Source organism: Thermobispora bispora DSM 43833 (genome assembly GCF_000092645.1).
GTDB lineage: Bacteria > Actinomycetota > Actinomycetes > Streptosporangiales > Streptosporangiaceae > Thermobispora > Thermobispora bispora.
In genome coordinates this window covers 2,144,538-2,170,206 of the sequence record NC_014165.1, presented here as the reverse complement: position 1 = coordinate 2,170,206, position 25,669 = coordinate 2,144,538, and the positions used below count along the sequence as shown (strand labels likewise).

The following is a 25,669-nucleotide window of genomic DNA, read 5'->3' as shown; positions in this document are numbered from 1 at the left end:
CCCTCGTATCTGGACAACCGAGACGAAGGATATGGCTTCAGGGCATGTCCGTTATGAGACCGTTGAAGCTGGCATGACCCAGGTGTTGCACTGGTAGGCCTTCTGCCGGACGTACCCCTGCCGGAACCACGCGTAGTTGCTCCGGGTGCTGCCGTGGTCCCGCGGGCCCCTCGGGTTGTCCCCGAGGTAGTTGTACGCGTTCAGCAACGCCGAGCGGCGGGCCGGGGTGATCGGGTAGCTGGCCTCCACCGAGCGCATGAACATCCCCGCCATGCAGGTCGCCTGGAGCTCGAGCCGCCGGCTGAGCAGCAGCCGCTGGCTCTGCGACGAGGTGCTCAGGTGCCGCCGCCAGCGCTCGTGCAGGATGCCCGACAGGTTCTGGACGTGGTGCCCGTACTCGTGGGCCATCAACGAGACGATGAACCCGTGCCACGACCCGAGCGGGCCGTACTCCCGGGCGACGGCCGAGGTCGAGGCGTAGATGGTGGAGTTCGCCGGGCAGTAGTACGGCACGTTGCTCCCCCGCGCCGGGTAGTCGCCGCAGGCGCCCCGCCCCCTGGTCTGCACGATCGCGTAGCCGGGCCGGTACCACGGCATGCCCACCCGCTTGAGCGCGGTGCTCCACGCCCGGTCCATGCACCGGCTCGTCTTGAGGATCAGGGCCTTGAGCTGCGCGTGGTTGTAGATGTTCGCGTTGCCCGCCCGGCAGTTCGTCTTCGGCAGCGCACCGGCCCGGTAGAGGGTGTTGTTGGTGAGGGACCGGTCGAGGCGCGCCCGCTGCGCCGGGGTGGAGGCCGGGCTCGAGCGCACCGCGCTCGTGGGCGTGGCCGACCCGGTCTCCGGCGTGGGGGAGTAGGGCTCCGGCGAGTAGGCGTCCCGGGTGGGGGAGTAGGTCTCCGTCGGCATGCTGATCGGGGTCACCGAGCCGGGCTCCTCCTCCAGGAGCGAGCCCAGCACGGCGAGGCCGACGAAGACGAGGGAGATCAGCCCGATGAGGCCGCCGATCACGGAGCCGGCGCCCGACCGCCGGCGCTGCCGGGCTCCCGGGTGCGGCAGGTACGGCTGGGGCGCGTGCGGTCCCCACCCGGGCGGTGGCGGCGGCGGGTACTGGCCGGGCGGGCCGGCCGGCGCACCGCCCTGCGGGTACGGCGGGGGGTACGGCCCGGGCATCGGCTGCCCGGCTCCGGGAGGGGGCGGGTACATCCCGCCCGGCGGCCCACCGGGCGGCGGGGTGCCCTGCCATCCTCCGCCCGCCCCGTAGGGAGGCCGTCCCATCGGCGGCTGCGGAGGATACTGCGAGACCACGACATTGCCCCCTTTACCTACATTGCCCCCTTTGCAGATTGACGGGAGAAGAATACAGATTTTTCATCTCATGTGGATCTAGGACGTGAAGAGAACGGTGGGTAATCGGCCGGGGTGATCTTTTGAATGTCGGGGAATCGGCGGCCCGCTCTGCCCTAGCGTTTTCCGCATGAACCTGCAGCAGCTGCGCTATGTGGTGGCCACCGCGGAACACCGCACCATGACGGATGCGGCGAGGTCGCTCTACGTCGCGCAGCCTGCGCTGTCCCGCGCGATCCGCGACCTGGAGCGGGAACTCGGCATCACGCTGTTCGCGCGCTCCGGCCGGGGGATCGCCGTCACCCCGCAGGGCCGCGCCGTCGTCAAGCTCGCCAAGGAGGCGCTCGACGCGATCGACCGGATCGAGGCGCTCGCGGCGCGGAGCGACGGCGCCGGGGGAACCGAACTGCGCATCGCCGCGACCCCCCTCCTCGAACCCGGGCTCACCGGGCGCCTGCTCCCCGCCTACGCGGCCGAGCACCCCGGGGTGCGCGTGCGGATCGTGCGCTGCGGCGACCGGGACGGGGTGGTCAGCGCGTTGCGCGGGCGGCGGGCGGAGCTCGGCCTCACCGAGCTGCCGGTCCCCGCCGACCTGGTGAGCCATCCGTTCGAACGCCAGGAGATCGTGCTGGTCGCGCCGCGGGACGCCGACCTCCCCGACCCGCTGCCGGTCAGCCGGCTGCACGGGATGCCGCTCGCGCTGCCCGCCCCGGGCAGCCCGCACCGCCGGGACCTGGAGCACCTGTTCGCCCGGTACGGCGTCCGCCCGGTCGAGGCCGCCGAGCCGCCCGGGCACGACCGGCTGAGCGTGGTGCGGGAAGGCCGGGCGTCGCTGCTGTGGTACCGCCGCCTGCTCGACCGGTCCGGCTGCGCCGGCCTCGTGGTCCGGTCCCTCGACCCACCGGTGGGCAAGGTCGTCGCGGTCGTGCACACCCGGCGCCGGCTGCCCGACGCGGCCCGGGACTTCCTCGCCATCGCCGAAGCGGGATCGGGCCGGGTGCCGGGCGGCGGCCCGCGGGAGATCCGCGCGGGTAGGCTTGGCTTCGATGCCTGATGCGCCTCGCGGACCAGGGTCCGTGCTCCGTCTCCGCGGCCGTTCCTTCGGCCCCGGCGAGTTCGCCGTCATGGCGGTGGTGAACCGCACCCCCGACTCGTTCTTCGACCGCGGCGCCACCTTCGCGTTCCAGGCGGCCCTGGACGCGGCCTCCCGGCTGATCGGCGAGGGGGCGGACATCATCGACATCGGCGGCGTGAAGGCGGGCCCCGGCGACCCGGTCGGGCCCGCCGAGGAGATCGACCGGGTCGCGGGCCTGGTGGCCGCGGTCCGGGAGCGCCACCCCGACGTGATCATCAGCGTGGACACCTGGCGCTCCGAGGTCGCCGAGGTCGTGGCCGAGGCCGGGGCCGACCTGATCAACGACACCTGGGGCGGGGTGGACCCCGCGCTCCCCGAGGTCGCCGCCGAGCACGGCCTCGGCCTGGTCTGCGCCCACGCGGGGCGGCTCCGGCCGCGCACCCGCCCGCACCGCATCGGGTACGAGGACGTCGTGGCCGACGTGGTCCGCTACACCACCGCGCTCGCCGAGCGGGCGGCCGCCGCCGGGGTCGCCCGGGACCGGATCCTCATCGACCCCGCCCACGACTTCGGCAAGAACACCTGGCACTCGCTCGAGGTGAGCCGGCGGCTCGGCGAGCTGGTCGCCACCGGCTGGCCGGTCCTCGTCGCCGTGTCGAACAAGGACTTCATCGGCGAGGCGCTGGGCGGGCTGCCCGTGGAGCGGCGGCACGTCGGCACCCTCGCCACGCTCACCGTCTCCGCGCTCCAGGGCGCGCGGGTCTTCCGCGTCCACGACGCGGCGAGCGCGCGGAAGGCCCTCGGCGTGGTCGCCCGGCTCACCGCCGCGGCCCGGGGCCCGGGGCGGCCCGCCGCCGAGGGCCGGGGGCCGCGCCCTCAGGAGTAGAGCGCGGAGAGGAACCGGACGAGCACGGCCTCCCTCGTGCGCGGGTCGAGCGCGTCGAGCAGCGCGTCGACCGCCGCCGACCGGCCCTCGCCCAGGGAGCGCAGGTCGATGCCCACCGACGCGGCGAGCTCGGCGAACTCGGCGTCGCCGATCGCGTCCAGGTCGAGGGAGGCGACCAGCTCGGGCAGGCCCTCCGGCACGGGGGCCGGGCCCCGCCGCCGGGCGGCCTCCGCGGCCGACGCGATCGCCTCGAGCATGGCGTCGACCCCGGAGAGCGTGACCCCGGTGACCGTGACGTGCACGTTCGCCGGGATGCCGGCGTAGGAGAGCTGCGGCTGCAGGTACCAGCCCAGGCGCCGGGCCTCCTCGGCGAGCACGAACACGTCCACCTCGGGCGAGCCGGCGATCGCGACCAGCGACGCCTCCGGCGTGCCGAGCACCCGCAGGCCGGGGATCTCGCTCACCCCCTTCACCAGCCGCCGGGTCGCCTCGAGCGTGCGGTGCGCGAGCTCCAGGTAGCCGGCCCGGCCGAGGGCGCGCAGCGTGGCCCACGCCCCGGCGAGCGGCCCGGCCGACCGGGAGCTCTGCGCGGTCGCGTTGACGATCGGGTAACCGGGCCAGGCGGCCGAGGCGAAGTACGCCTTCCGGCGCAGCGCCGGGTCGGCGAACAGCACCACGGAAGCGCCCTTGGGCGCGTAGCCGTACTTGTGCAGGTCGCAGGAGATCGAGGTGACCCCGGGGACGCTGAGGTCGAACGGCGGGATGTCCGCGCCCGCCTCGCGGAGCCAGGGGAGCAGCCAGCCGCCCACGCAGGCGTCGACGTGGCAGAGCACGCCCTTCGCCGCCGCGATCGCCGCGATCTCCGTCACCGGGTCGACGACCCCCTGCGGGTAGGACGGCGCGGAGGCCACGACCAGGGCGGTCCGCTCGTCCACCGCCGCCTCGACGTCGGGGACCGAGGCGCGGAACGTCTCCGGGTCCACCGGGACCGGCACCACCTCCAGCCCCAGGTAGTGCGCGGCCTTGTGGAAGGCGGGGTGCGCGGTCACGGGGAGGACGATCCGCCGCGCCTCCGGCCGGGCGTCCCGGGCCGCCTTCACCGCGAGCATGATCGACTCCGTGCCGCCGCTGGTGAAGATCCCGGGCGCCCCCGGCCGGCCGAGCAGCTCGGCCGCGGCGGCGACGACCTCGCGCTCGAGCGCGACCATGCTGGGGAACACGGTCGGGTCGAGCATGTTGACATCGAGGAGCTCCAGGTACGCCCGGCGCGCCGCCTCGTGCACCTCGGGCAGGCCGGTGTCGTACACGTACGCGGTCACCTTCCCGCCGCCGACCGGAAGGTCGGCCGATCGGGCGGCCGTCAGCTCGGCGAGCAGCTCGGGCACCGGCTTACCGTGCTCGGGAAGCATCCGATCTCCTCCGACAGGTCTCCTCTGCGCGCGGGGCGCCGCCCCGGCCGGGGCGGCTTTCCCGACCGTACCGCCGCCCGGCGCCGGGCGGTACGGCCCGGTGGCCGGACGGATTGCCGGGAAAGCCCATGAACTTTGCCGTGTTTGGGCTACTGTTGCCGCGCGGACTCATCGCTAGGTGGAGTTGGCGTATGCGGCACTTCTTCGGGCTGTTGCTGGGCTTCGTGGTCGTGGGCGCGGTGCTCCTCGGCGGCGGATGGGCGGCTCAGGTGGCCGCGCGCGCCGCGGCGCAGGAGCTCGACCCGGTGCAGGACACCCGGATTCTGATCGCGATCGGCGTGATGGCCGTCCTCGGCCTGCTGATCGGGCTGATCCTGGTGACCAGGGTCTCCCCGCTCGCGGCGTTCGTGCCGTCGATCGTGCTGCTCGCCTGGACGCTGGTCTACGTGCTCGACGTCTCCCGCGCCGCGAGCCTGGTGCCCACCGGTGCCGCAGTGCAGCAGGACCTCGCCGAGGCGAGCCGGGGCATGCTCACCCTGCTCTCCACCGGCGTGTACGGCATGCTCGGCATCGCCCTCTTCCTCCCGGTGATCATGCCGTCCCGGTGGGCCCGCCGGTGGGACGGCGAGGACGACGAGGAGGACGCCGGCTGGGACACCGGCGACTAGCCCGGCGCACCCGCGCTCGGCGGGGCGGCCATGCCGTTCCCGGCGCCCGTGCCGCCCCGCGCGCGGCCGTGCGCGGCTCAAGCGGAGGCCCACCGGTGCGGCCTGGGCGTGCCGGCCGCCGGCCGCGGTGCCGTACCGGCCGCCGCCGGCCGGGCGGGCTCGCGGGAGCCCCCCGGCCGGGGCCGCGATGCCGCCGCCCCTGAGGGTGCGCCCGGCGCCGGCGACGCCCCTCCATCGCGGGCGCACGGTGACACGCCTCCGTCATCCGGTCATGGGATGGCCGCCCTCACCGGTGTCGGATGCGCGCCGTCACCGGTCTTGGATGCGCGCAGGTCACAGGTGCATCCCCCGGAGGCGCTTGTCCACGGCGACGATCAGCGTGGCGGCCCCCGCCAGCGCCAGCACACGGAGCCAGGCGTCGAGGCCGATCGGCGCGGTGTGGAACAGGCGGTTCATCACCGGCAGGTACGTGAGCGCGAGCTGGGCGAGGATCTGCGCGGCGACCCCGGCCAGCGACCAGCGGTTGCTGAACAGGCCCACCCGCCACACCGGCAGCGTGAGGGAGCGGCAGTTGAACAGGTAGCACAGCTCCACCATGACGAACAGGTTGACCGCGGCGGTCCGGGCCTCGGCGAGGCCGGCGCCGCGGCGCAGCTCCCACTCGAACAGCCACAGCGCGCCCGCGATCATCAGCCCGGCCACTAGCAGGATGCGGACCACCAGGGCGCCGGTGAGGAGGGGCCGCCCGGGGTCGCGCGGCGGCCGGCGCATGATGCCGGGCTCCTTCGGTTCGAAGGCGAGGGTGAGGCCGAGCGTCACCGCCGTGATCATGTTGATCCAGAGGATCTGCAGCGGCAGCATCGGCAGGGTCAGGCCGAACAGGATGGCCACCAGGATGACCAGGCCCTGGCCGGCGTTGGTGGGCAGGGTCCACACGATGAACTTGGTGAGGTTGTCGAAGACGCCGCGGCCCTCCTCCGCGGCGGCCTCGATGCTCGCGAAGTCGTCGTCGGTGAGCACCATGTCGGCCGCGTCCTTGGCGACCTCGGTGCCGCTCCGGCCCATCGCGATGCCGATGTCGGCCCGCCGCAGCGCCGGCGCGTCGTTCACGCCGTCGCCGGTCATCGCGACCACGTGACGCCGCTCCTGCAGCGCCACGACCAGGCGGAGCTTCTGCTCCGGGGAGACCCGGGCGAACACCGCGGCTCGCTCGACCGCGGCGGAGAACTCCGGGCCGGTGAGCCGGGCCAGGTCCTCCCCGGTGAGCACGTCCCCGCCCGGCAGGATGCCGATCCGGCGGGCGACCGCCGCCGCGGTGGTGGCGTGGTCGCCCGTGATCATCTTGACCGAGATGCCCGCGTCCCGGCAGGCGCGCACCGCGCGGACCGCCCCGGGCCGGGGCGGGTCGAGCATCGCCTGCATGCCGGTGAAGACCAGCGTCCCCGCCCGGAGGGCCGCGTCCAGGCTCTCCTCCGGCCCGGCCGTGGCGGGCACCCGGCACATCGCCGTGGCCAGCACGCGCAGCCCCTGCCCGGCCAGCTCCTCGGCGGAGCGCAGCGCGGCTCCGGCGTCGAGCGGGCGGCACTCGCCGCCGGCCATCATCTCCCAGGCGCACATCCGCACCAGCCGCTCGGTCGCCCCCTTGACGAACACGATCCACTCACCGGGACGGTCCGGCGTCTCGTGCAGGGTGGCCATGTACCGGCGCTCGGGGCGGAACGGCTGCTCGGCGATCCGCGGGAAGCGGGCCCGCGCGTGCTCGTGTCCCAGCCCGGCCTTGTCGGCGGCGACGAGCATGGCGGCCTCGGTCGGATCGCCCGCCACGGACGCGCGGTCCCCGAGGAACGCCGCGTCGTTGCAGCAGGCCCCGGCCAGCAGCGACCAGCGCAGCGCCGCGTCCTCGCCGAGGTCGGCGCGCCGCCCGTCCTCGTCGACCAGCTCGCCCACGGGGGCGTACCCCGCTCCGGTCACCGTCACCGTGCGGTCCGGGGTCCGGATGACGCGCACCGTCATCCGGTTCTCGGTCAGCGTGCCGGTCTTGTCGGTGCAGATCACCGTGGTGCTGCCGAGGGTCTCGACCGCGGGCAGCCGCCGGATCACGGCCCGGCGCGCGGCCATGCGGGAGACGCCGATGGCGAGGGTGATGGTGACGACCGCGGGCAGGCCCTCGGGGATCGCGGCGACGGCCAGGGCGACCGCCGCGATGAACGTCTCCTTGACCGGCTCGCCGCGGACCATGCCGACCGCGAAGGTGAGCGCCGAGAGGGCGAGGATGGCCGCGGTCAGGATCGCGCTGAACCGGGCGATCTTGCGCGTGAGCGGGGTGGCGAGGGGTTCGGCCTCGGTCACGAAGCGGTGGATCCTGCCCAGCTCGGTCTCGGCGCCGGTGGCGACCACGATGCCGGTCGCGGTGCCCGAGGTGATCACCGTGCCGGAGTAGACCATGTTGCGCCGGTCGGTGACCGGGGTCGCCTGCGGCAGCACGACCTCGTCCTTGGCCACCGGGACCGACTCACCGGTCAGCGCCGACTCGTCGGCGCACAGCTCGGCGACCCGCACCAGCCGCAGGTCGGCGGGGACCTTGTCCCCGGCCTCCAGGAGGACGAGGTCGCCCGGGACGAGCTCCTCGGAGGGCACCTCGGCCACGCGCCCGCCGCGGACCACCCGCGCCCGGGTGCGGGCCATCGCCCGCAGCTCGTCCAGCGCGGCCTCCGCCCTGGACTCCTGGACGAAGCCGACCACCGCGTTGACCAGCAGGACCGCGAGGATGACCGCGGAGTCCACCAGGTCGCCGAGGAGCAGCGTGATCGCCGCGGAGGCGAGCAGGATGTAGATCAGCGGGTGGTGGAACTGGCGGAGCCAGCGGACGGGCCACCCGGCCGTATCGGCCCGCGGCAGCACGTTCGGCCCGTACCGCTCCAGCCGGTCTCGCGCCTCGTGCTCGTCCAGGCCGCGGTCGAGGTCGCTGCCGTGGATGAGCACCACCTCATGGGGCGCCAGCTCGTGGGGCGCGGGGCGCGGGGCGTCGGCCCGGGCGACCGTGCCGGGGCCCGCGTCCTTGCGAGGCCTGTCCATGGCGTCCGGTGGCTCAGTCCTGCGGCGGCCGTACGACGATGACCGGGCACGGGGCGTGGCGGGCGCAGTGCTCGCTGGTGGAGCCGAGCAGCAGCCCGGCGAGCGGGTTGCGGCCACGGTGCCCCAAAACGAGGAGATCGGCCTCCTGGGCGGCCTGGATCAGGACCTCCTTGGGATGACCGTGCACGACCTCGGTGATCGCGCGCACGCCCGTCGCGGCCAGCTCGGCGGCGACCAGGCGCTCCCCCCAGGCCACGAGCTGCTCCTTGGTGGGGGTGATCCACTCCACCCCGAGCGGCTCCCAGTGCACGGCGTGCACCACCCGCAGCGAGGCCCCGCGGAGCTCGGCCTCGATCGCGGCCGCGCGCAACGCCCGGCGGGACGGCCCGGAGCCGTCCACCGCGGCGATCACCCGGTCGTGCCGCGGCCGCTCTCCGGTGGCCGGGACCACCGCCACCGGGCAGGGGGCGCGGTGCAGGCACGCGCGGCTGACCGACCCCAGGAGCACGCCGGCGAGCGCGCGCTGCGGCCATGGGCGCCGAGCACGAGCAGGTCCGACGGGGTGCAGGCGGTGATGAGCGCGACCGCGGGCGAGCCCGGCACGCAGCGGACCTCGGGCTCGCCGCCGATGAGCTCCTGCACCGAGCGGCGCAGCGTGGCGAGGGCGTCCGAGGTGGCCGGCTCCTGGCCGTCCGGCACCACCGTGCAGATGACCAGGGACGCGCCGTGCAGGCGAGCCTCCGCCGACGCCCAGTCGAGCGCCGCCACGGCCGCCGGAGATCCGTCGAAGCCGACGATGACGCGCCGGTACCGCTGCGAGGTCATGCTGCAAGGCCCCCTGCACCCGATGCGGCCGCCCGCACGGCGGATGATCACGGCGGAGTGCTGGAACGGGACCAGCCATACCCGGTTTTCCGCCCTCCTACCTCCCTGGGGCCCACGGCTCGGTTCTCGGCGTTCCTGGAGCGCGCGGCGGCCTGCCTCCCCGGTGCCCACGGCGGTGGCCCTTCCAGGCGTGCGACGCGGCCGGGGTGCTCGCCGCCTCCCCGGATCCCGCGGCGGCGGTCCGGCCGGCCCGGCTCAGCCCGAGCCCTCGGCCCCTTCGTCCCCGAGGGCGGCGAGCCGGTGCAGGCGGAGCCGGTCACGCGGGTGCCGCTCGTCGCCGCATCGCCCGACCGTGAGGGACCGGCCGCGCGACGGGGCCGAGGCGGCGGTTCTTCCAGGGTTCCGCTCGGCCGGGGTGGCCCTGCTCGCGGGCCCCGTGGCGGCGGGCCGCACCGGTGCCGCGCCCGGGATCCGGCCGCCGCGCTCCCGGGAACGCGGCCGGATCTCCTGTGGGGCCATAGCCGCTGACCTGCTGGTGTTACAATAAAGAAACCTTATTGTGAATATCTCGTAACCTACCGGCCGGTAGAACCGTTGCCAACCCGGGAACGTCCCTTTTGGGAGGGTTGCGTGACTGATGAGCTGAATGTGGATATTTTTCCAAAATATCCCGTCAGTTGGCAGACGACCGTGCTCAACGGGCTCCTCCGGGGGACGATGAAGCCCGTCACCGCCGTCCTCGTCCGGAACACGCCCGGGATGGTGGTCGCCCGGGAGCTGCTCGGCCTGAGCGAGCACCTCTCCCGGTTCCTGCCCGGTCACGTATCGATCGTCCCCGACGAGATCGGCGGGTGCCGGGCCGAGTGGGTGCGGGGCGCCGCCGACCTCGACGAGGACAAGGTGGTGCTCTACTTCCACGGCGGCGCGTACTTCGTCTGCTCCCCGGCCACCCACCGCCCGATCACCTGGCGGCTGTCGGCGGCCGCGCGGCGCCCGGTGCTCTCGCTCGACTACCGGCAGGGCCCGTCGCACACCCTCACCGAGTCGCTCGCCGACGCGCTCGCCGCGTACCAGGGGCTGCTCGACGCCGGGCACCGCCCGAAGGACATCGTGATCGCCGGTGACTCGGCCGGCGGCCACCTCACCCTCGCCACCCTGCTCGCCCTGCGGGACGAGGGGATGCCGCTCCCCGCCGCCGGCATCTGCCTGTCCCCGTGGGCCGACCTGACCGTCCCCCCGCGCCGGGAGAACCGGTGGGCCGACCCCATGCTCCCGGCGAGCCGGATCGACTGGCTCGCCCGCCGGTGGACGGACGGCCGCGACCCCCGCGACCCCCTCATCTCACCGGTCTACGGCGACTACACGGGCGTGCCACCCCTCATGATCGTCACCGGCAGCACGGAGATCCTCCGCGGCGAGGCGCGGCGGGTCGCCGACCGCGCCCGGCGGAGCGGGGTGCCGGTGCGGTACGAGGAGTGGCACCGCATGCCGCACGTGTTCCCGATCTTCTCCGACGTGCTCCCCGAGGCGCGGCGGATCTTCGGGCACATCGAACGGTTCCTCGGCGCGGTGGAGAAGTTCCTGGCGGCCTCCGGCGCCGAGGCGGCGTGACCGAGCGGGCCGCGCCCACCCGCCGCCGGCCGTACCCTCACCCGTCCGAGATCGGCGCCCTGGCCGACGCCCCGCCCACCCGCCGCCGGCCGCACCCAAGCCCGTGTCTCATTTGCACGGTATGTGAGCTGCGCGGTTCCGGAAGTTCCTTACCTGCGGGTGCCATTGGCCTTACCTAACCCGGCATCTCCGCGCCACTCGGCGGCGCGCCCCGGGGCCGACGGGCCACAGTGTGCTGTGCGGGTACTTCCTGAGAGGGTGGCTTCCGGATGGCGCGTGGCGGTGCAGGCTTCCCTGGCGGCATGCCTCCCGGTGTACGCCCGCTCACCGCGGGTGACCCCGTCGCCGTCGGGCGCTACCCGCTCCTCGGCCGGCTCGGCGCGGGCGGCATGGGCGTGGTCTACCTCGCCGAGCACCCCGGCCACGGGCTGGTCGCGGTGAAGACCCCGCACGAGGCCCACCTCGCCGACCCGACCCTGCGGGCGCGGTTCGCCGCGGAGGTGGAGCTCTCCCGGCGCGTGGTGCCGTTCTGCACGGCCGGGGTCATCGAGGACGGCGTCGACGGGACCCGCCCGTACCTGGTCACCGAGTACATCCCCGGGCCCCCGCTCTCCCAGGTGGTCGAGGCGCACGGCCCGCTCGTCCCCGACCTCGCGTACGGCGTGGCCCTCGGCACGGCCGGCGCCCTGTGCGCGATCCACGAGGCGGGGCTGGTCCACCGGGACCTGAAGCCGGCGAACGTCCTGCTCTCCCCGCGCGGCCCGTTCGTGATCGACTTCGGCATCGCCCGGGACCAGGACGCGGCGCTCGCCTACACCCAGGCCGGGCAGATCATGGGGAGCCCCGGGTGGGTCGCGCCGGAGCGGCTCACCGGCGGGCGGGCCGTACCCGCCTCGGACGTCTTCTCGTGGGGGTGCCTGGTCGTGTACGCGGCGACCGGGCGGCACCCGTTCGGCCGGGGCGACCTCGACGTGCTCACCCGGCGGATCCTGGTCGAGGAGCCGTGGATCGACGGCGTCACCGGGCTGCTGCGCGACCTGGCGGCCGCGGCGCTGCGCAAGGACCCGGCGGCCCGCCCGGCCGCGGGTGAGCTGCTCGCCGCGCTGCTCGCGATGGGCGGGATCGCCATGCCGGAGGACCGGCGGCGGGCGGTCGCCGAGATCCTCGCCCGCACCTGGCGGCCCGTGCCGTACCCGGGGGAGCCGGGCGACCGCCGCGAACCGGAGCGGCCGGCGGAGATCGGCCGGTCGCCCGAGCCGGCGGAGATCGGCCGGTCGGCCGGGCCGGCGGGGCTCACCGGCACGATCCGGCGCACGCGGGCCGCGCGCCGTCGGCCGGCCGGGGAGAGCCCGGCCCGCCCGGGGAGGACGGCGGGCCACGCCTCTCAGGCCGGGTTCGCCGCGCTCGCGACGATCACCATCGCCACCCTCACCATGGTCGCCGCCGGGACCGGTGCCGCCCGGATGCACGGCACCGGCGGCGAGCCACCCGCGCCGCCGCTGGTGATGCCCCGCCCGGAGGAGAGCGTCATCGACGTCCCCGTCCCCGCCGAGGTGCCGCGCACGCCCACCCGGAGCGCCGCCGCGCGGGGCACCCCGGCGCCCCGGCCGCGGCCCACGGCCACCCCGGCCCGATCCGCGCGGCCGTCCCGGGCGGTGAAGGAGCCGATCGTGGTCTCGCCCTCTCCGGTGCGGGGCACGGTGCGGCCCCGGCCCACCGGGTGCCCGGCCGGTGAGGACCCGCCGTGCCGCCCGGCCACGCCGCGGCCCGGCCCGACGGCGACGCCGGGGGAGCCCCCGGGCGGCCAGAGCCCACCCCCGTCCGAGGAGCCGCTCTCCCCGCCGCCGCAGACCGGGCAGCCGCCGAGCCCGGACGTTCCCTCGCCGGCCCCGCTCGATCCGCCCGCGGGCGGGAAAGCGCCGAGCCCCGCCGATCGCCGTCAGGTCCCGTGGCGGTGACCTGCGGCCCCAGCTGATCGGCGGGGCTCGGAGTTCGACCTGTCTGCGGCTGGTCGCCCGTGATCAGTGAGCCTCGGTGAACTGCTCCTCCTCCGTGGAGCCCTTGAGGGCCACGGTCGAGGAGTCAGGCGAGATGGCCGTGCTGACCAGGTCGAAGTATCCGGTGCCGACCTCGCGCTGGTGGCGCGTGGCGGTGTAGCCGAGGGACTCGGCGGCGAACTCGGCCTGCTGCAGCTCGACGTAGGCCGTCATGCCCTCCTCGGCGTAGCCCTTGGCGAGCTTGAACATCGAGTAGTTCAGCGAGTGGAACCCGGCCAGGGTGATGAACTGGAACTTGTACCCCATGTGCGCGAGCTCCCGCTGGAACTTGGCGATCGTCGCGTCGTCCAGGTGCTTCTTCCAGTTGAACGACGGCGAGCAGTTGTAGGCGAGGAGCTGGTCCGGGTACTGGGCCTTGATCGCCTCGGCGAACTCGCGGGCCACCTCCAGGTCCGGCGTGGAGGTCTCCATCCACAGCAGGTCGGCGTACGGGGCGTAGGCGAGGCCGCGGGCGATGCAGGCCTCGACGCCGGGGCGCACCCGGTAGAAGCCCTCCGGCGTGCGCTCGCCGGTGACGAACGGCTTGTCCCGCTCGTCGATGTCGCTGGTCAGGAGCGTCGCGGCCTGAGCGTCGGTCCGCGCGATCACCAGCGTGGGCACGCCCAGCACGTCCGCGGCGAGGCGGGCGGCGTTGAGGGTCTTGATGTGCTGACCGGTCGGGACCAGGACCTTGCCGCCGAGGTGGCCGCACTTCTTCTCCGAGGCGAGCTGGTCCTCGAAGTGGACCCCGGCCGCGCCGGCGGCGATCATCGCCTTCATCAGCTCGAACGCGTTCAGCACGCCGCCGAAGCCGGCCTCGGCGTCGGCCACGATCGGGGCGAGCCAGTACGGGGCGTTCTCGTCGCCCTCGGCCCAGCTGATCTGGTCGGCCCGGAGCAGGGCGTTGTTGATGCGCCGGACCACGGCGGGCACGGAGTTGGCCGGGTACAGGCTCTGGTCCGGGTAGGTCTGGGACGCGAGGTTGGCGTCGGCCGCCACCTGCCAGCCGGAGAGGTAGATCGCCTTGAGGCCGGCCTTCACCATCTGCACGGCCTGGCCACCGGTGAGCGCGCCGAGCGCGTGGATGTACTCCTCGGTGTGCAGGAGGTTCCAGAGCCGCTCGGCCCCGAGGCGGGCGAGCGTGTGCTCCTCCTGGACGGATCCGCGCAGCCTCACCACGTCCTCGGCGGTGTAGTCCCGCTTGACGTTCTTCCAGCGCGGGTTGGTCTCCCACTCGCGGCGCAGCTCGGCTGCGGCCGCGGCAAGGCGGTCCGTCATGTCCCGGTCACTCCCTTGTTGCGTGAATCGTCACCTGGGGCTGGTCCTCAGTGTCTGCCCGGGATTCCGGGATCAACAAGGTTGATCGACAGAAAAGATTGGTACTTTTTCACCATACATGAATACCTACGAGTATTCGCTGGTGAAGAACCGCAGTGTTTTCGATATGGACTAGACCAGTCGTGTGACGCGGGTCACAGGTGGGGTGGAAGAAGTGTCGTTTTTCCGCCTAGGATCGGAGATATGTCCTCCATCACCGGCGAAGAACAGCTGTCTTTGACGCACGAGCTCGACCTGCTGGCCTTCGGGCAGCGGCTCAAGCACCTGCGCAAGCAACGCGGGCTCACCCTCGCTGACCTGGCCGAACGCGTCGGGCGGGCGCCGAGCCAGCTCTCCCTCCTGGAGAACGGCAAGCGCGAGCCCAAGCTGTCGCTGCTGAAGTCGCTCGCGACCGCGCTCAACGTGCCCGTCGAGGAGCTGCTGCGCCGGCAGGCCCCCAACAGGAGGGCGCAGCTGGAGATCGCGCTGGAGGAGGCGCAGCGCGACCCGCTCTACATGAGGCTCGGGCTGAGCAAGCTGAAGGTCTCCGCCCGGGTGCCCAACGAGGTGCTCGAGCACATCCTCGCCCTCTACGGGGAGCTCAAGGCCCGCCAGGCCAGGGGGACGGCCACGCCGGAGGAGGCGCGGCTCGCCAACGCCGAGCTCCGGCGGAAGCAGCGCGAGCTGGGCAACTACTTCGAGGACATCGAGAAGGCCGCGGCCGAGGCCCTCCACGCCGTGGGCTACCGCGGGGGCGCGCTCTCCGAGAGCATGGTCCAGGCGCTGGTATCGCACTTCGGGTTCACCCTGCGCACGGTCCAGGACCTGCCGCAGTCGGCCCGCTCCGTGATGGACCTGCGCAACCGGCGCATCTACCTCAAGCGCCAGCAGCTCGGCATGCACACCCCCCGGACCGTGCTGCTGCAGACGCTCGGCCACTACGCGCTCCGGCACGACCGGCCCAAGGACTTCGCCGACTTCCTCCGCCAGCGGGTGGAGGCGAACTACTTCGCCGCCGCGCTGCTCGTCCCCGAGTCGGCCGCGGTGCCGTTCCTGCGCGAGGCCAAGCGGGACAAGACGCTCTCCGTGGAGGACCTGCGCGACGTGTTCGCCGTCTCCTACGAGATGGCCGCGCACCGGTTCACCAACCTCGCCACCCGCCACCTCGACCTGCTCTGCCACTTCGTGCGGAACGACGCCGGCGGGATCATCTACAAGGCGTACGAGAACGACGGGATCGTCTTCCCCGCCGACGAGCAGGGAGCGATCGAGGGGCAGCGGATGTGCCGGCAGTGGTCGGGCCGCCGGGTGTTCTCCGCGCCCGACCGGTTCTCGGTCTACTACCAGTACTGCGACACGCCCACGGGGACCTACTTCTGCGTCGCGCACGTGGACCCGGCCCAGGAGAAGGAGTTCGCCATCACCCTCGGCGTGCCGTACCGGGAGTCGCGCTGGTTCCGCGGGCGCGAGACGACGAACCGCACCAAGTCGAACTGCCCGAACGGGGAGTGCTGCCGCCGCCCGCCCGCGGAGCTGGCGCAGCGGTGGGAGGGCTACGCCTGGCCGTCCGCGCTCGCCAACTCGCACGTGCTGACCGTGCTGCCGCCCGGCTCCTTCCCCGGCGTCGACGAGGCCGACGTGTACGCGTTCCTGGAGCGGCACGCGGCCGAGGAGTGACGGCCGGGCCGCCGGGCGGCGGCCGCCGGCCCCGCGCGGCCACCGGATCGACCCGCACTGGGCGACCGGCGTTCACCCGCGCGTCACCCGCGCCGGGTACCCCCGGGTGGTACGGTGCCGCGGCCATCCGGCGCGACCATGCGCCTATCGTGATGGCAATGCACGATCTGGACGAAGGGGGAGGCCTTCGTGCTGCCTGAGGTGGAGGCGTGGCTGGCCCTCCGGACGTCGTCGGCGGCCGACTGGCCGGTGAGCACCCTGATGGCGGCGAAGGGGAACACCACGATCAGCGTGGTGCTCCCGGCGCGGAACGAGGCCGAGACCGTGGGGGAGATCGTGTCCGCGATCCGGCGCGATCTCATGGAGGCGGTTCCGCTGGTCGACGAGCTCGTCGTGATCGACTCCCGCTCCACCGACGACACCGCGCTCCGGGCCACGGAGGCGGGCGCGACCGTGATCGCGCAGGACGACATCCTGCCCGAGCTCGGCGGGCCGGAGTACGACGGCAAGGGCGAGGCCCTGTGGAAGGCGCTCGCGGTCACCACCGGCGAGCTGGTCGTCTTCATCGACGCCGACCTGCGGGAGTTCCGCTCCTCGTTCGTGAGCGGCCTGGTCGGCCCGCTGCTCGCCGACTCGTCGGTGGCGTACGTCAAAGGGTGCTACGACCGCCCGCTGATCGGGTCGCCGGAGCACGCGGCCACCGGGGGCGGCCGGGTGACCGAGCTGGTGGCGCGGCCGCTGCTCAACATGCACTGGCCGGAGCTCGCCGGGTTCGTCCAGCCGCTCGCCGGGGAGTACGCGGGCCGGCGCTGGGCCCTGGAGCGGGTGCCGTTCGTCACCGGGTACGGCGTCGAGCTGGGGCTCCTCATCGACCTGCTGGACCTGGTCGGGCTCGACGCGCTCGCCCAGGTCGACCTCGGCAGCCGGGTGCACTCCCACCAGTCGGCCAAGGCGCTCGGCAGCATGGCCGGGCAGATCCTGCACACCGCCTGGCTCCGGCTGGAGCGCCAGGATCGGATCATCCCGGTCCAGCCGCCGTCGCCGCTGCTCACGCAGTTCGAGCGCGGTCCCTCCGGCCACCTCCCGGTGGTGCGGAACATCGGCGTGGCCGAGCGGCCACCGATGGTGACGATCCCGCAGTACGCCTCCCGGAGCTTCAACCCGCCCAGGTTCGCGCTCTAAAGTGTTACCGTTGGTAACACCAGAGAGGAGCGCGCGGTGACCTTCAGCCTGGAGTTGAGCGAGGACGTCCGCCAGGTTCGCGACTGGGTGCACGAGTTCGCGCGGGACGTGGTCCGCCCCGCCGCCGCCGAATGGGACGAGCGCGAGGAGACGCCGTGGCCGATCATCGAGGAGGCGGCCAAGATCGGCCTGTACTCGCTCGACTTCTTCGCCCAGCAGTGGTTCGAGGAGACCGGTCTCGGCCTCCCCGTCGCGTTCGAGGAGCTCTTCTGGGGCGACGCGGGCATCGGGCTCTCGATCGTCGGCACCGGGCTCGCCGCGGCCGCGGTCGCGGCGAACGGGACCCCCGAGCAGATGGGGGAGTGGCTGCCCGAGATGTTCGGCAGCCCCGGTGACGTGAAGCTCGGCGCCTTCTGCGCGTCCGAGCCCGACGCGGGCAGCGACGTCGGCGCCATCCGGACCCGGGCCGTGTACGACGAGGCCAAGGACGAATGGGTCCTCAACGGGGTGAAGACCTGGGCCACCAACGGCGGGATCGCGAACGTGCACGTGATCGTCGCGTCGGTCGACCCGTCGCTCGGCGCCCGGGGCCAGGCCTCGTTCGTGGTGCCGCCGGGGACCAAGGGGCTCTCCCAGGGCCAGAAGTTCAAGAAGCACGGGATCCGCGCCTCGCACACCGCCGAGGTGATCCTCGACAACGTGCGGGTGCCCGGCCGCTGCCTGCTCGGCGGCAAGGAGAAGCTCGACGAGCGGCTCGCCCGGGTCCGCGCCGGCCAGCGGGCCGGCGGGCAGGCGGCGATGCGCACGTTCGAGACGACCCGGCCCCAGGTGGCGGCCATGGCCGTGGGCATCGCCCGGGCGGCGTACGAGTACGCCCGCGACTACGCCAAGGAGCGGGAGCAGTTCGGCCGCAAGATCGGCGAGAACCAGGCGATCGCCTTCCTCCTCGCCGACATGGCCGCGCGGATCGACATGGCCCGGCTCATGACCTGGCGGGCCGCCTGGATGGCCCGGCAGGGCAAGCCGTTCACCCAGGCCGAGGGGTCGATGAGCAAGCTGGTCGCGGGTGAGACCGCGGTCTGGGTCACCGAGCAGGCCATCCAGATCCTCGGCGGCGCCGGGTACACGCGGGAGCACCCGGTGGAGCGGTGGCACCGGGACGCCAAGATCTTCACCATCTTCGAGGGGACGAGCGAGATCCAGCGCCTGATCATCGGCCGGGCGGTGACCGGCCTGCCCGTGCGCTGACCAGTGCCTGGGCCCGCCCCGGATCGACGGGGCCTGGGCGCGGGCCCACCGCGGCCGGCCGGCGCCGCCGCTCCCGCCGGCCGGCCCACGGGCCCCGTGAGGACGATCACCCCCCTGAATCCGGGTCTGTCCGCCCCCCGGGGGATAGCATCGCAATCGGTCCCGCCGTACGCCCCGGCCGCCCGGCGGCGGTGGCGGCCATGCCGTCATCGGGCCTGGTGGGCGGGCCGGGCGGCGGCCCGGCCTGACCAGGGGAGGTGCGGCCATGGACGCCGTCGTGCTCGACACGCTCGACCCGCTCATCGCCGCGCTGCGCGCGCAGGGGTTCGCGGTCGTCGGCCCCGTGGCGCGGGACGGCGTGATCCGGTTCGAGGAGATCACCACCGCGGCCGAGCTGCCCCAGGGCTGGGCCGACGAGCAGGCCCCGGGGGAGTACCGGCTCACCCGGCGCGGCGGCGACACGGTGTTCGGTTTCGCCGCCTCCCCCGACTCGATCAAGCGCATCCTCCGCCCGCCCCGGCGCATCCTGTTCCGCCTGCGGGACGGGACGGTCGAGGAGGCCGAGCCCCAGGCCCCGGCGATCGCCCTGATCGGGGTCCGGGCCTGTGACCTCGCCGCCCTCGACGTGCTCGACCGGGTCTACCTCCGCGGGCGGTACCCCGACCCCGACTACCGCGCCCGGCGGGAGGCGCTGTTCCTGATCGCGGTGAACTGCACGGTCCCGGGCGGGACCTGCTTCTGCGCCTCCATGGGGACCGGGCCGCGGGCCACCACCGGCTTCGACCTGGCGCTCACCGAGCTGACCGCGCCCCACCGGTTCCTCGCCGAGCCGGGCAGCGAGCGCGGCGCCGCCGTCCTCGGCACGCTGCCCGCCACCCCGGCCGGGCCGGGCGACCGCGCCGCCGCGGAGGAGGCGGTCCGCGGCTGCGCGGCGCGGATGGGCCGCCGGGTCGACACGGACGGCATGAAGGAGCGGGTGGCGAGCGCGCACGACTCGCCCCGCTGGCAGGACGTCGGGGCGCGCTGCCTCACCTGCGCCAACTGCACCATGGTCTGCCCCACGTGCTTCTGCAGCACCGTGGAGGACGCCACCGTGCCCGGCACGGGCACGGCGGAGCGCACCGAGGTCTGGGACTCCTGCTTCACCCTCGGCTTCACCGAGCTCGGCGGCACCCCGGTGCGCCGGTCGTCCGCGGCCCGCTACCGCCAGTGGCTCACCCACAAGTTCTCCACCTGGTACGACCAGTTCGGCGTGTACGGCTGCGTGGGCTGCGGCCGCTGCATCACCTGGTGCCCGGTCGGCATCGACGTCACCGAGGAGCTGGCGAACCTGTGATGACACCCATCCCGGCCACCGAACCGCCCGCGCCCCGCTCCGGGCCGCACCCGCTCACGCCCGTGCCGTACCGGGTGCGCTCCCGGGTGGCCGAACGGTCCGACACCGTGACGCTCACCCTCACCCCGGTCACCGGGGCCTGCCCGCCGTTCACCCCAGGGCAGTTCACCATGCTCTACGCCCCCGGCGTCGGGGAGATCCCGGTCTCGATCAGCGGCCGGGCGCGCTCGGGCGGCCTCGTCCAGACGATCCGCGCGGTCGGCGCGGTGAGCACCGCCCTGTGCCGCATGCGGCCGGGCGACCTCGTGGGCGTGCGCGGGCCGTACGGCACGGGGTTCGACCTGACCGCCGCGGCGGGCCGGGACGTGGTCGTGGCCGCGGGCGGCCTCGGCCTCGCCCCGCTGCGCCCGGTGATCCGGGAGCTCGCCGCGCACCGGTCCCGATACGGCCGGGTGAGCGTGATCGTCGGCGCCCAGGTGCCGAAGACCCTGCTCTACCCGCGGGAGCTCGACCGCTGGCGCGACCGGCACGGCATCGACGTGCGGGTCACCGTGGACCACCCGGACGAGGGGTGGACCGGCCACGTGGGGCTCGTCACCCGGCTGCTCGACCGGATCGTCTACGAGCCGCGCGACACGCACGCCTTCGTCTGCGGGCCCGAGCCGATGATGTACGCCACGGCCGAGGAGCTCGTCCGCCGCGGGGTCGCCCCGGAGCGGGTGAGCCTCTCGCTGGAGCGGAACATGAAGTGCGGGGTCGGGCGGTGCGGCCACTGCCAGCTCGGCCCCTACTTCATCTGCCTCGACGGCCCGGTCCTGCCGTACGACCGGGTGGCCCGGCTGCTGACCGTGAGGGAGCTGTGATGGCCGGAACCGCGACCGCCCGGCGCGCCAGGCGCCTCCCGCGGCTCGCCGTGTGGAAGTTCACCTCCTGCGACGGCTGCCAGCTCACCCTGCTCGACTGCGAGGAGGAGCTGCTCGCGCTCGCCGCCGAGGTGGAGATCGCCTACTTCCTCGAGGCGTCCAGCGCGGCCGGCGAGGGCCCCTACGACCTCTCCCTGGTGGAGGGGTCGATCACCACCCCCGAGGAGGTCGACCGGATCCGGCACGTGCGGCGGGTGTCCGGCCGGCTCGTCACCATCGGGGCCTGCGCCACCGCCGGCGGCATCCAGGCGCTCCGCGACTTCGCCGACGTGCGCGAGTTCGCCTCCGTGGTCTACGCCCGGCCGGACCACATCGCCGCCCTGGAGCGCTCGTCCCCGGTCTCCGCGCACGTCCCCGTCGACTTCGAGCTGCGCGGCTGCCCGATCGACCGGGGCCAGCTCCTGGAGGTGATCTCGGCCTTCCTCGCCGGCCGCCGGCCGGTCGTGCCCCCGCACAGCGTCTGCGTGCAGTGCAAGCTGCGCGGCAACGCCTGCGTCCTGGTCGCGCACGGCACGCCCTGCCTCGGGCCGATCACCCAGGCGGGCTGCGGGGCGATCTGCCCGGCGTACGGCCGCGGCTGCTACGGGTGCTTCGGCCCCATGGAGAGCCCCAACCCGCCGTCGCTCAACCGGCGGCTGCGCGAGCTCGGCATGGGCACGGCCGAGCTGGTACGCGTCCACCGGACCTTCAACGCGACCGAGGAGCACTTCCGGCAGGCGGCGGAGGACGCCGAGGAGACCGGCGATGACGCATAAGACGATCAGGATCGGCGCGCTGTCCCGGGTCGAGGGGGAGGGCGGCCTCCGGGTCCGGGCCCGGGACGGGCGCATCACCGAGCTCGAGCTCACCATCTACGAGCCCCCGCGGTTCTTCGAGGCGCTGCTGCGCGGCCGCGCCCACACCGAACCGCCGGACATCACCGCCCGGATCTGCGGCATCTGCCCGATCGCCTACCAGATGAGCGCCTGCCAGGCCATCGAGGCGGCCTGCGGCGCCGAGGTGACCGGGCCGCTGCGGGACCTGCGGCTGCTCCTCTACTACGGCGAGTGGATCGCCTCCCACGCCCTCCACATCCACCTGCTGCACGCGCCCGACTTCCTCGGGTACGACAGCGGGATCGCCATGGCCGCCGACCACCGGGAGGCCGTGGAGCGCGGGCTCGCCCTCAAGAAGGCCGGCAACGAGCTCGTCGCCGTCATCGGCGGCCGGCCGATCCACCCGGTGAACGTCCGCGTCGGCGGCTTCTACCGGGTGCCCACCCGCAAGGAGCTCGCCCCGGTCGCCGAGCTGCTCCGCCGCGCCCGCGACGACGCGCTCGCCACCGTCTCCTGGGTGGCCGGGTTCGACTTCCCCGACGTCGAGCTCGGCTACCGGTTCCTGGCCCTGCGGCACCCGGAGGAGTACGCCATCCTCTCCGGCACGGTCGCCACCTCCGACGGCACCGCGTTCGGCGTGGCCGAGTGGCCGGAGCACGTGACCGAGGAGCAGGTGCCGCACTCCACCGCGCTCCACGCCCGGCTCGACGGCACCGTCTACCTGGTCGGGCCGCTCGCCCGGTACGCCGTCAACCACGACCGGCTCTCCCCGCTCGCCCGCCAGGCCGCGGCGGAGGCGGGGCTCGGCCCGGTCTGCCGCAACCCGTTCCAGAGCATCGTGGTGCGCGCCGTGGAGGTCGTGCACGCCTGCGACGAGGCGCTCCGCATCCTGGAGCACCTGGAGGAGCCGGACGCCCCGTACATCCCCGTGGAGCCGAGGCCCGGGGTCGGCCACGGCGCCACCGAGGCGCCCCGCGGCACCCTCTACCACCGGTACCGCATCGACGAGGCGGGCCTGATCGCCGAGGCCGACATCGTGCCGCCCACCGCGCAGAACCAGTCCCGGATCGAGGCGGACCTGCGCGAGCTCATCGAGCCCCGGCTGCACCTGCCCAAGCCGGAGCTCGCCGCCTTCTGCGAACGCGTGATCCGCAACCACGACCCGTGCATCTCCTGCTCGGCCCACTTCCTGCGGCTCGATGTCGACCTCGGGTGAGCGGGCCGCGCCCGGCCGCACCGTGGTGATCGGCCTCGGCAACGACTGGCGCGGCGACGACCGGGCGGGCCTGGAGACGGTCCGGGTGCTGCGGGAAGAGCTCCCGGCCGGCGGCGCCCCGGGCGTGGCGATCGTGGAGGGGGGCGGGGACCTCACCGAGCTGATCGACGTCTGGGCGGGCGCCGACCTGGCGGTCGTGATCGACGCGGTCCGCACCGGGGCGGCCCCCGGCACCGTGCACCGGTGGGCCGGGACCGCCGCCGCGCCCGGGTGGCGGTACAGCTCCCACGCGCTCGGCCTCGCCGACGCGCTCGGCCTGGGCCGCGCGCTCGGCCGCATGCCCGGGGAGCTGCTCCTCATCGGCATCGAGGGGGAGCGCTTCGCCATCGGCGCGGCGATGAGCCCGGCGGTCCGCGCCGCGGCCGCCCGGACCGCCCGCGACCTGGCCCGCACCCTGTGCGGCCCGGGCCGTACGCCCGCGGGAGAGCGTTCGCGGTGACAGGGTAGAGGGTAGGAGGTGACGGGTCCGGAGATGAGCAGGGGAGCGCCGAACCCGGCCCGCGGCCTGACCTCGGCCGAGGCGGCGCGGCGGCTGGCCGAGCACGGGCCGAACCGGATGCCGCCGCCCCGGCGGGCGTCCCCCGTGCTGCTCCTGCTGCGGGAGATGGTGCACTTCTTCGCGCTCCTCCTGTGGGCGGCGGCCGGGCTCGCCCTGCTCGCCGGGATGCCGCAGCTCGCCGTGGCGATCGTGGTGATCGTGCTCATCAACGGCGGCTTCGCCTTCGCCCAGGAGTACCGGGCCGACCGGGCCGCGCAGCGGCTCCGCGAGCTCGTCCCGGCCGGGGTCACGGTCCGCCGGGACGGCCGCCGCACGGTGGTGGACGCGGCCGAGCTCGTCCCCGGCGACGTGGTGCTGCTCGAGGCGGGCGACCGCGTCCCCGCCGACCTGGAGCTCGCCGAGGTCCACGGCCTCGCCGTGGACGAGTCCATGCTGACCGGGGAGAGCGTCGCCGTACGGCCGGGGCCGGGCGACCGTGCCTTCGCCGGGACCTTCGTGGTGGAGGGCGCGGCCGAGGGCGTGGTGGTGGCGACCGGGACCCGCACCCGCCTCGCCGCGATCGCCTCCCTCACCGAGCAGGCCACCCGGCCGCGCAACCCGCTCGAGGTCCAGCTCGGCCGGGTCGTGCGGACGGTGGCGATCATCGCGGTCGGGGCCGGCGCCGCGCTCTTCGCGGTCTCCCTGGTGCTCGGCATGCCCGCGGAGATGGCCTTTCTCTTCGGCCTCGGCGTCACGGTCGCGCTCGTCCCCGAAGGGCTGCTGCCCACCGTCACCCTCTCGCTCGCCCGGGCGGCGCAGCGGATGGCGGGCCGGAACGCGCTCGTCCGGCACCTGGAGGCGGTGGAGACCCTCGGCTCGGCGACGTTCATCTGCACCGACAAGACCGGCACGCTCACCCGCAACGAGATGACCGTGGCCGAGGTCTGGACGGCCGGGCACCCGGCCACCGAGGTGCTGCGCTCGGCCGTGTTCAGCTCGACCGGCCGGATGGTGCGGCACGACGGCGGATGGAAGGCGGTGGGCGACCCGATGGAGGCCGCCCTGCACGCCGAGGCCATGCGCCTCGGCTGCGACCTCGGCGCCGAGGTCACCCGGCGCTTCCCATTCGACCCGAAGCGCCGCCGCGCCTCCGCCGTGGCCGGCGGTGAGCTGCACGTCAAGGGCGCCCCGGACTCGGTGCTGCCGCTCTGCGCCCCGGTCCCCGGCGCCGAGGAGGCGCTCGCCGCCATGAGCGAGCGGGGCCTGCGGGTGCTCGCCGTCGCCCGCGGCCGGGGGGAGGAGGAGCGCGACCTCACCCTGCTCGGCCTGGTCGGCCTGGAGGACCCGCCCCGGGAGGACGTCGCCGCGGCGATCGAGAAGTGCCGGGCGGCCGGGATCAAGCTCGCCATGGTCACCGGCGACCACCCCGGCACCGCCCAGGCCATCGCGGCGAAGGTCGGCCTGCTCGGCCCGGAGAGCATCGTCATCACCGGCGCGGAGTTCCCCGCCAGCGACCGCGAGCTCGGCGAGCTGCTCGACCGGGACGGCGTCGTGGTCGCCCGGGTGACCCCCGAGGACAAGCTGCGCATCGCCCGCGCGCTCCGCGGGCGCGGCCACGTCGTGGCGATGACCGGCGACGGGGTCAACGACGGCCCCGCGCTGCGCGAGGCCGACATCGGCGTCGCCATGGGCGCTTCCGGCACCGACGTCGCCCGGGAGGCCGCGGACCTGGTGCTGCTCGACGACCACTTCGCCACGATCGTCGCCGCCGTCGAGCTGGGCCGGGCCACCTACGCCAACGTGCGCCGGTTCCTCACCTACCACCTCACCTCGAACGTGGCCGAGCTCACCCCGTTCGCGGTCTGGGCGCTCAGCGGCGGGTCGATCCCGCTCGCGCTCGGCGTGCTCCAGGTGCTCGCCCTCGACATCGGCACCGACCTGCTCTCCGCGCTCGCCCTCGGCGCGGAGCCGGCGCACCCGGGGACCATGCGGGGCCGGGCGCCCCGGGGCGACCTCATCGACCGGCGGCTGCTCGTCCGCGTCTTCGGCGTGCTCGGCCCCGCCCAGGCGCTCGCCGAGATGGCCGCGTTCCTCGGCGTGCTCACCCTGGGCGGCTGGACCTTCGGCGCCGACCCGGGCCCGTCCCTCCTCGCCGCGGCCTCCGGCACCGCGTTCACCACCGTGGTGCTGGCCCAGTTCGCGAACGCGTTCGCCTGCCGCAGCGAGACCCGATGGATCGGCCGGCTGTCCTGGCGGGGCAACCCGCTCCTGCTCTGGGCGATCGCGGCCGAGGCCGTGCTCCTGCTGTGCTTCCTCGGCTTCCCGCCGGTGGCCCGGCTGCTGGGCGGCGCGTTCCCGCCGCCGGGCGGCTGGGCCCTCGCCGCCCTCGCCATCCCGGTCATGGTCGCCGTGGACGCGGGGCACAAGGCCGTGCGCGCCCGGCGCCGGTCCCGCCCGGCGTCCGTGGGCTGACCGTACGGCGCCCTGA

General features: G+C 74.4%; 20 protein-coding genes. 14 read left to right on the top strand and 6 right to left on the bottom strand.

Annotation, left to right across the window (positions count from 1 at the left end; translation table 11 throughout):
• Positions 1-51 precede the first annotated feature (51 nt).
• A complete protein-coding gene (locus tag TBIS_RS09300; RefSeq protein ID WP_013132121.1) occupies positions 52-1,170 on the bottom strand; it encodes a neutral zinc metallopeptidase in 1,119 nt (372 codons plus the stop codon).
• 304 nt (positions 1,171-1,474) lie between these two features.
• Here TBIS_RS09300 and TBIS_RS09295 point away from each other — a divergent pair, with 304 nt between their 5' ends.
• Together TBIS_RS09295 and folP are read left to right on the top strand one after the other, a co-directional pair.
• Entirely contained in the window at positions 1,475-2,398 is a 924-nt protein-coding gene (locus TBIS_RS09295) for a LysR family transcriptional regulator (protein ID WP_013132120.1), read from the top strand.
• Complete coding sequence (folP, locus tag TBIS_RS09290) at positions 2,391-3,305, top strand: dihydropteroate synthase (protein ID WP_050760485.1); 915 nt, start codon at positions 2,391-2,393, stop codon at positions 3,303-3,305. The genes TBIS_RS09295 and folP overlap by 8 nt, the downstream gene beginning before the upstream one ends.
• Here the strand turns inward: folP and TBIS_RS09285 are convergent.
• A complete protein-coding gene (locus tag TBIS_RS09285; protein WP_013132118.1) occupies positions 3,296-4,714 on the bottom strand; it encodes a pyridoxal phosphate-dependent decarboxylase family protein in 1,419 nt (472 codons plus the stop codon). The genes folP and TBIS_RS09285 overlap by 10 nt on opposite strands.
• Before the next feature lie 191 nt (positions 4,715-4,905).
• Here TBIS_RS09285 and TBIS_RS09280 point away from each other — a divergent pair, with 191 nt between their 5' ends.
• Positions 4,906-5,382, top strand: coding sequence for a hypothetical protein (locus TBIS_RS09280; protein ID WP_013132117.1), 477 nt, complete (start codon positions 4,906-4,908; stop codon positions 5,380-5,382).
• Between the two features lie 333 nt (positions 5,383-5,715).
• Here TBIS_RS09280 and TBIS_RS09275 read toward each other — a convergent pair whose 3' ends face one another.
• From TBIS_RS09275 to TBIS_RS18645, 3 genes are read right to left on the bottom strand one after another with little or no spacing between them, the layout of a single operon-like run.
• Entirely contained in the window at positions 5,716-8,457 is a 2,742-nt protein-coding gene (locus TBIS_RS09275; RefSeq protein ID WP_013132116.1) for a cation-translocating P-type ATPase, read from the bottom strand.
• 13 nt (positions 8,458-8,470) lie between these two features.
• The gene (locus TBIS_RS18650) at positions 8,471-8,965 is read right to left on the bottom strand and encodes a universal stress protein (protein WP_083785250.1); all 495 of its coding nucleotides are present in this window, start codon (positions 8,963-8,965) and stop codon (positions 8,471-8,473) included.
• Positions 8,866-9,282 carry a universal stress protein gene (locus TBIS_RS18645; protein ID WP_013132114.1) on the bottom strand — a complete coding sequence of 139 codons (417 nt, stop codon included), beginning with the start codon at positions 9,280-9,282 and terminating at the stop codon, positions 8,866-8,868. Before TBIS_RS18645 ends, TBIS_RS18650 begins: the two co-directional genes overlap by 100 nt.
• 630 nt (positions 9,283-9,912) lie before the next feature.
• Here TBIS_RS18645 and TBIS_RS09255 point away from each other — a divergent pair.
• Both TBIS_RS09255 and TBIS_RS18150 read left to right on the top strand, forming a co-directional pair.
• Positions 9,913-10,893, top strand: coding sequence for an alpha/beta hydrolase fold domain-containing protein (locus TBIS_RS09255; protein WP_013132112.1), 981 nt, complete (start codon positions 9,913-9,915; stop codon positions 10,891-10,893).
• Positions 10,894-11,195: 302 nt separating this feature from the next.
• Positions 11,196-12,851 carry a protein kinase domain-containing protein gene (locus TBIS_RS18150; protein ID WP_013132111.1) on the top strand — a complete coding sequence of 552 codons (1,656 nt, stop codon included), beginning with the start codon at positions 11,196-11,198 and terminating at the stop codon, positions 12,849-12,851.
• Between the two features lie 63 nt (positions 12,852-12,914).
• Here TBIS_RS18150 and aceA read toward each other — a convergent pair whose 3' ends face one another.
• On the bottom strand, positions 12,915-14,207 hold the full coding sequence (gene aceA, locus TBIS_RS09245; RefSeq protein WP_013132110.1) for an isocitrate lyase: 1,293 nt from the start codon (positions 14,205-14,207) through the stop codon (positions 12,915-12,917).
• 243 nt (positions 14,208-14,450) lie between these two features.
• On the opposite strand from aceA, the gene TBIS_RS09240 reads away from it, so the two are divergent.
• The 9 genes from TBIS_RS09240 to TBIS_RS09200 all read left to right on the top strand — a co-directional run bounded on the left by TBIS_RS09240 (position 14,451) and on the right by TBIS_RS09200 (position 25,653).
• Positions 14,451-15,923 (top strand): helix-turn-helix domain-containing protein, encoded by a 1,473-nt coding sequence (locus TBIS_RS09240; RefSeq protein WP_013132109.1) that lies wholly within the window; start codon positions 14,451-14,453, stop codon positions 15,921-15,923.
• Between the two features lie 189 nt (positions 15,924-16,112).
• A complete protein-coding gene (locus TBIS_RS09235) occupies positions 16,113-17,105 on the top strand; it encodes a glucosyl-3-phosphoglycerate synthase (protein WP_013132108.1) in 993 nt (330 codons plus the stop codon).
• A gap of 36 nt (positions 17,106-17,141) precedes the next feature.
• Positions 17,142-18,353 (top strand): acyl-CoA dehydrogenase family protein, encoded by a 1,212-nt coding sequence (locus TBIS_RS09230; RefSeq protein ID WP_013132107.1) that lies wholly within the window; start codon positions 17,142-17,144, stop codon positions 18,351-18,353.
• A 265-nt stretch (positions 18,354-18,618) separates the two neighbouring features.
• Positions 18,619-19,689: a 4Fe-4S dicluster domain-containing protein gene (locus TBIS_RS09225; RefSeq protein ID WP_013132106.1), complete on the top strand. Its 1,071-nt coding sequence runs from the start codon at positions 18,619-18,621 to the stop codon at positions 19,687-19,689.
• Positions 19,689-20,552: an FAD/NAD(P)-binding protein gene (locus TBIS_RS09220; protein ID WP_013132105.1), complete on the top strand. Its 864-nt coding sequence runs from the start codon at positions 19,689-19,691 to the stop codon at positions 20,550-20,552. The genes TBIS_RS09225 and TBIS_RS09220 overlap by 1 nt, the downstream gene beginning before the upstream one ends.
• Entirely contained in the window at positions 20,552-21,367 is an 816-nt protein-coding gene (locus tag TBIS_RS09215; protein WP_013132104.1) for an NADH-quinone oxidoreductase subunit B family protein, read from the top strand. Before TBIS_RS09220 ends, TBIS_RS09215 begins: the two co-directional genes overlap by 1 nt.
• On the top strand, positions 21,357-22,643 hold the full coding sequence (locus tag TBIS_RS09210; RefSeq protein ID WP_013132103.1) for a Ni/Fe hydrogenase subunit alpha: 1,287 nt from the start codon (positions 21,357-21,359) through the stop codon (positions 22,641-22,643). Before TBIS_RS09215 ends, TBIS_RS09210 begins: the two co-directional genes overlap by 11 nt.
• Positions 22,627-23,142 carry a hydrogenase maturation protease gene (locus TBIS_RS09205; protein ID WP_013132102.1) on the top strand — a complete coding sequence of 172 codons (516 nt, stop codon included), beginning with the start codon at positions 22,627-22,629 and terminating at the stop codon, positions 23,140-23,142. The genes TBIS_RS09210 and TBIS_RS09205 overlap by 17 nt, the downstream gene beginning before the upstream one ends.
• Before the next feature lie 33 nt (positions 23,143-23,175).
• Positions 23,176-25,653, top strand: coding sequence for a cation-translocating P-type ATPase (locus TBIS_RS09200; RefSeq protein WP_013132101.1), 2,478 nt, complete (start codon positions 23,176-23,178; stop codon positions 25,651-25,653).
• Positions 25,654-25,669 lie beyond the last annotated feature (16 nt).